4 protein-coding genes and 1 pseudogene are annotated in these 6,308 nt (G+C 57.4%); 3 read left to right on the top strand and 2 right to left on the bottom strand.

Annotation, left to right across the window (positions count from 1 at the left end):
- Positions 1-214: 214 nt before the first annotated feature.
- Positions 215-1,033: a helix-turn-helix transcriptional regulator gene (locus VI25_RS23275; RefSeq protein ID WP_072144764.1), complete on the top strand. Its 819-nt coding sequence runs from the start codon at positions 215-217 to the stop codon at positions 1,031-1,033.
- Here the strand turns inward: VI25_RS23275 and VI25_RS06900 are convergent.
- Positions 934-1,896, bottom strand: coding sequence for an HNH endonuclease (locus VI25_RS06900; RefSeq protein ID WP_045690166.1), 963 nt, complete (start codon positions 1,894-1,896; stop codon positions 934-936). The two genes, VI25_RS23275 and VI25_RS06900, sit on opposite strands and share 100 nt — an antisense overlap.
- 239 nt (positions 1,897-2,135) lie before the next feature.
- Here VI25_RS06900 and VI25_RS06895 point away from each other — a divergent pair, with 239 nt between their 5' ends.
- Together VI25_RS06895 and VI25_RS26595 are read left to right on the top strand one after the other, a co-directional pair.
- The gene (locus VI25_RS06895; protein ID WP_089333234.1) at positions 2,136-3,758 is read left to right on the top strand and encodes a Na+/H+ antiporter; all 1,623 of its coding nucleotides are present in this window, start codon (positions 2,136-2,138) and stop codon (positions 3,756-3,758) included.
- A 117-nt stretch (positions 3,759-3,875) separates the two neighbouring features.
- Positions 3,876-4,402, top strand: a pseudogene (locus tag VI25_RS26595) (inorganic diphosphatase).
- Positions 4,403-4,494: 92 nt separating this feature from the next.
- On the opposite strand, the gene ettA reads toward VI25_RS26595, so the two are convergent.
- Complete coding sequence (gene ettA / locus VI25_RS06885) at positions 4,495-6,162, bottom strand: energy-dependent translational throttle protein EttA (protein ID WP_055562376.1); 1,668 nt, start codon at positions 6,160-6,162, stop codon at positions 4,495-4,497.
- Between the last annotated feature and the right edge of the window lie 146 nt (positions 6,163-6,308).

The following is a 6,308-nucleotide window of genomic DNA, read 5'->3' as shown; positions in this document are numbered from 1 at the left end:
AGCATGTTGCCTCGTAGAATACAACTTATTAGCAGGTGGTTTAAGCTACGGGCAGGATTTCATTATATTTATTTAATATATAATTAAACTTATTATTTATATAACTATTATATTCATATCAGAATCGCGCGCTCGGCTTTTGTGGTTGGGGTTGACTACTACACACCTAGTACTACCCATCGATTAGTAACGTACATCCTTACGTGGTCCAACTATGTATGCCCTCTCTGGTTCCGTACTCGTGGTGGCGCTGCCAACGCTGCATCGGCAAGGCCTTCTTACCATGCTTAGTGAGGTGTGGCCGGGCTTAGATGTGGTTGTGCAAACCGATCCTGCTGCCATTCCAGCCCTACTTTATCAGCATTCGTACGCTGTAGTCGTGTTGGATTGCGCTTTATTCACGGACTCCGTTGCCTCCTTTCTGCGCCGCTTGCAAGCCATCCGTAGCGCCCAGCCGGTGTTGCTGCTCACCAGCAACCGTCTACCGCCCGATTTACGCTTGTTTCTGGCCGAGCGGTCGGCTACGCACGCGTGGCTGCCGCGCCACGCAGCACCGGCCACGGTGGCCGCGCTGTTTCGCCAGTATGTATCCGCGGTGGCAGACCAACCGAGCCCTTCTCCATCCGCTCCCCGCAACTTGCTAACGCCTACCCCTTTCAGCCGACGGGAACTGGATGTGCTGCGGCTAGTGGTAAATGACCATTGCAACCAGGAAATAGCCGACCACTTGTGCGTAAGCGTGCGCACCGTGGAAAGCCACCGACGGGCCTTGCTTCAAAAAGCTGGTGTTCGTACGCTGGTGGGGTTGGTGGTGCAGGCCATGCGCCAGGGCTGGGTAGCGTCGTGCTCAGTACCGTGTGCGCTGATGCCGTTCTTATTGGCTGACCGTGCGCTACGGACGGCGGCAACGCGGCAGCAGGTGGGCACCGTCCCCTATGGCAGGATGCCAGTCCGCTGCGCACGAAAGTTTTCGCGGCGGGGCTGCCAGGCGGGCACCGCTGGCAAGCGCACGGGTTGGCCCTCAAAACGCTGAATACCATGCTCGGCACCGGCCAGCTCCGCGAAGCCATCAGCAATGCGCACCCGGAAGTCGTCATCTACCCACAACAGCTTACGGTCGAAGGCGCGGTGCAGGGTAGGCGTAAGAGCGAAGCCATTGGGCAGCGTATCATCGTGGCTGAGAGCCCAGGGCACAATGTGACAAGCATCCAGCAGCGGAGCCACCGCGCCGCGCGTGCTCAAAAGTTTCAGCCCCGAAATGGCGCAAGTATAGTCGTAGGCTTCCAGTACCAGCCGCTTAAAGAGGCCACTGCGCACGACAGTATCAAGCTCATCGGTGGCGGCCACGTGGGTGCGGTATATGGCGGCGGGCTCCTCCAGTATCTGCCGCCGAATGACAGCCAATGCCTGTGGGCCGGCCGCGGGCTGGTAGCGAAAGCGCGTCTGCGGGAAATAGCGCAGCAGTAAGGCTTGGCGCAATTCAGTGCGCGCCACCGGGTCTTGCACCAGCGCCCACAGTGCGGGGTCGAGGGCCGCGTGGTCGATGGTTTCGCGAAGGCTGCGAAAGCTCTTAACCGAGCGGGACGCCGTGAGCAACAGCTCCATACCCGGTTGAGTGTGCAGGTGCCAGAACCCGTCGCCGGTGAGGTGGTAGAAAGGCAGGGAAAAATCGTTGGCGCGAAACAGGGCCGATGTGCTTAAGTCGCGACAGAGGCTGCGAAAAGCCGCCAGCAGCTCCGGAGTAATATAAATTCGATTGTCTAGGATAGAGCCGTCTTCTACTCCATCGAGGACGGCCAGCAGCAAGGCAGGCTTGTAAGGCGCCTCGCCGTGCTGACGGCTGCGGGCTACGCGTAGCTTCTGAAAGCGACGACGATATTGGTCGAGGTGGAGCATGAGGGCCGCAAGGTAGCGAGGCTGTTGTTTTCAGAAGCTTGCTCTCGCAGTAGCCTTTTACCTATGGAGCCGCTACCTTCCGCCCCGGCCGCTACCCGAGGCTACTGGTTGTACCTCGCGCTCGGCCACCACCTACCCGCATAGTTGCGCGCTGGCTTGTTTCGGACAGGTGCCGCTGAGCTTGCCTGGTTCTGTAATGGCGGCCAGTTGTTTCACCATAGTTACCCTACTTTCTCCTGATGCACGAAAGCACCCTGCACGGAAATATTTTGCTGGTTTTGGGGCTGTTGTTTGCCATGTTGCTCCTGGTCATGCTGGGGCAGAAAATGCGCATCTCCTACCCTATTTTCTTGGTGCTGGCGGGCCTGGCACTCAGCTTCATACCGGGTTTGCCGGCCATTACCATCGACCCCAATTTAATCTTTCTCATCTTCCTGCCGCCCCTGCTGTACCAAGCAGCTTGGGAAACCTCCTGGCAGGATTTCTGGCGGTGGAAGCGCCCCATCGGGTTGCTGGCCTTCGGGCTCGTGTTCTTCACGTCCAGCATTGTGGCCTACGTATCTCGGTCCATGATTCCGAGCTTCACGCTGCCGCTGGGGTTCCTGCTGGGCGGCATCATCTCCCCGCCCGATGCTGTAGCTGCTACCTCAGTGCTGAAAGGTGTGAAAGTGCCGCGGCGCGTGACAAGCATCCTAGAAGGAGAAAGCCTGATCAATGATGCCAGCAGCCTTATTGTGTTTCGGTTTGCGCTGGCCGCTGTGGTTTCGGGCACGTTTGTTTGGCACGAGGCAGCTACCAGCTTTGTGCTGGTTAGCGGAATGGGTATTGTGGTGGGGCTGGTGGTATCCCATGTATTTTACCTGATTCACCGTTACCTGCCCACTACGCCCAGCATCAACACGGTGCTCACGTTCATTGCCCCGTACGGGATGTACCTCCTGGCCGAGGAGTTTCACTTCTCGGGAGTGCTGGCCGTAGTAAGCGGTGGGCTTTTGTTGTCCTTCCGCTCCCACCGCGTATTCGATGCCGACACGCGTTTGCAAGCCAACAGCGTGTGGGCCAGCGTGGGTTTTGCCCTCAATGGCCTGGTGTTTATCTTGATTGGCTTGGAGCTACCCGTGGTGGTAGGCGGGCTGGGCAGCTACTCACTTCGGGAAGCCATTTCTTATGGCCTCATCATCAGCGGCATCGTCATTCTGATTCGGTTGCTGTGGATGTTTCCGGCGGCCTTCGTACCACGCTTACTCAGCCACAGCATCCGAACTGGTGAAACCAGCCCCGGCTGGCAGGGCCCTTTAATTATCGGGTGGGCCGGGATGCGGGGCGTTGTGTCCTTGGCCTCGGCTTTGTCGGTGCCGCTACTGCTCAGCAATGGGCAAGCCTTTCCGCAACGTAATCTTATCTTGTTCATCACGTTTGTGGTGATACTCATCACGCTGGTTTTTCAGGGCTTGACTTTACCGGCGCTTATCCGTTTCACCGGGGTAGCAGAACTAGAGGAGCGCATCCCGCCCGAGGAACAGGAAGCGGGCATTCGGCTGCGCCTACGGCGGGTAGCCCTCTCGCACATGGCCCAGCACTACGCGGACGATTTGCAACAGAATGAGTTGATCAGGGCCTTACAGCAGCGCATGCAGGCGGAGGCCCAGCGCACCGGCAACTTGCTCGAAGCCCTCGACTACGATGAGTCGAAGCGCCAGGCCTTGCAGCGCTACCACCAAGTGCTGCTCGATGTGCTGCACGTGCAGCGGGAAGAACTGTTTGTGCTACGCCACGAAGATGAGTTTGAAGAAGAAATGCTGCGCCATCAGGAAGCCCAGCTAGACCTCGACGAAGCCAAGATCAGCCACATGCCGCACTAAACTGCATCTCCCTGAAAGTCTGCCGAATACAGCTTTGCATTCACTTTTATCTTCAACCCCGACTATAACGCTACCCCCCTTCTGCACCGTAGACCAAGCCAACTTTTTGCTCTACGTATGTCTACTCCCCTCCATCAGTTACCGGCGCACGCTGCCCATTCGCGTACCCTTATCCACGTAGTCGTTGAAACGCCCCGGGGCGAACGTAACAAAGTAGCGTTTGAACCCGAGCTAGGTGTGTTTATGCTGAAGGGGGTGCTACCGGAAGGCCACACCTTTCCCTACGATTTCGGCTTTGTGCCTCTACCCTAGCGGAAGACGGCGACCCACTCGATGTTCTGCTCCTGCTGGATGCTCCCACTTTCGCGGGTTGCGTGGTGGAAGCTCGCCTGATTGGTGCGCTTGAGATTGAGCAGCGCGAAGACGATGGCTCCATTGTGCGCAACGACCGGCTGTTAGCCGTGGCTGCTAATGCCCGCTTGCACAAAGGCATTCACGAAATCACGGACCTTTCCGGCGAAATGCTCCACGAAATCGAGCACTTTTTCAGCTCCTACAACTCCGTAAAAGGCGGCGAGATTAAAGTACTTCACCGCGTAGGCTCAAAAAAGGCCCATACTTTGTTGGCGCAAGCTTTGGTTTAAGCACCAACAAGCCATGAAAAAGCGGGTCCTACCTCACTCAAGGTGAAGTAGGACCCGCTTTTTCATGGCAGAGCTAGCAAAAGAACCAATTACTACCCCAGGCTGCGGTACCGAACCCGCTTGGGTTCCACGTCGCCGAGGCGCTTTTTCTTGGCTTCCTCGTAGTCGGAGAAGTTACCCTCGAACCACACTACCTGCGAGTCGCCCTCGAAGGCTAGGATGTGGGTAGCCAGACGGTCCAGGAACCACCGGTCGTGGCTGATGATTACGGCGCAGCCGGCGAAGTTCTCCAGAGCATCTTCCAGGGCCCGGATGGCATTCACGTCTAGGTCGTTGGTAGGTTCGTCGAGCAGGAGCAGGTTGGCCCCTTGCTTGAGGGTAGTAGCTAGGTGCACGCGGTTCCGTTCGCCACCTGACAGGCTGCCTACTTTCTTCTCCTGGTCGCCGCCGCGGAAGTTGAAGTTGCTCACGAAGGCACGGGAGTTTACCTGCCGGCCCGCGAGCAGCATAGTCTCCGTGCCGCCTGAAATCGTTTCGAACACCGACTTGTTGGGTTCCAACGTGTCGTGTTGCTGGTCTACGTAGGCGGTTTGCACCGTGGGGCCAACCACGAATGTGCCGGCGTCGGGCTGCAACTGGTCGGTGATGAGGCGGAACAGGGTAGTCTTGCCCGCGCCGTTTGGCCCAATGATGCCCACAATGCCACCCTGGGGCAGGTTGAACGACAGGTTCTCAAACAGCAGCTTGTCGCCAAACGCCTTGGTCAAGCCTTCGGCTTCGATTACCTGAGCTCCCAGGCGCGGACCGTCCGGAATAAATAGTTCTAGTTTCTGCTCCTTCTCCTTGGCGTCCTCGTTCACCATCTTATCGTAGCCGGCAAGGCGGGCCTTGCTCTTGGCCTGACGAGCCTTGGGCGCCATGCGCACCCATTCCAGCTCGCGCTGTAGGGTTTTCTGGCGCTTACTCTCGGTTTTCTCTTCCTGAGCCAAGCGGCTGGCTTTCTGCTCCAACCACGAAGAATAGTTGCCCTTCCACGGAATACCTTCACCGCGGTCCAGCTCCAGAATCCAGCCGGCCACGTTGTCGAGAAAATACCGGTCGTGGGTTACGGCAATGACGGTGCCTTTGTACTGTTGCAAGTGTTGCTCCAGCCACAGCACGCTCTCGGCGTCGAGGTGGTTGGTTGGTTCGTCCAGCAGCAACACGTCGGGCTCTTGCAGCAACAGGCGGCACAGGGCTACGCGGCGCTTCTCCCCCCCGGAGAGGTTGCCAATAATGGCATCTGGGGCGGGGGTGCGCAGGGCGTCCATGGCACGCTCCAGCTTGCTGTCGAGGTTCCAAGCATCGAGCTGGTCGAGGCGCTCCTGCACGGTGCCTTGGCGCTCCAGCAGCTTGTCGAAGTCGGCATCCTCAGCCCCGAAGGCCTCGTTAATTTCGTCGAATTCTTTGAGCAGCGCTACGGTTTCGGCAGTGCCTTCCTGCACTACTTCCAACACGGTTTTGGCAGGATCAAGCTGGGGCTCCTGCTCCAGGTAGCCCACGGTATAGCCCGGAGACCATACCACGTCGCCCTGAATTTGCTTGTCAACGCCAGCAATGATCTTCAGCAACGAAGACTTACCCGAGCCGTTAAGACCGAGCACGCCAATCTTGGCGCCGTAGAAAAACGAGAGGTAGATGTTTTTGAGAACCTGCTTCTGAGGGGGGTAAATCTTACTTACCCTCTCCATCGAGAAAATAATGGTAGGTTGGTCGCTCATATGAAGGATGTACTAGCGTGCGAAAGACATGTAAAAGCCGATGAAAAGTCGGGCCGTGGCCGATTTATGAAGTTGTGTAGCCCAATTTGCTTCCTATTTTGCGGATGTAAATTCTACTACTACTCAACCGAAAAACGATAAGAGGT

Source organism: Hymenobacter sp. AT01-02, from assembly GCF_000961955.2.
Taxonomy (GTDB): Bacteria; Bacteroidota; Bacteroidia; order Cytophagales; family Hymenobacteraceae; genus Hymenobacter; species Hymenobacter mucosus.
Note: the sequence above shows the minus strand (reverse complement) of the source record. Positions and strands in the feature narration are given on the sequence as shown.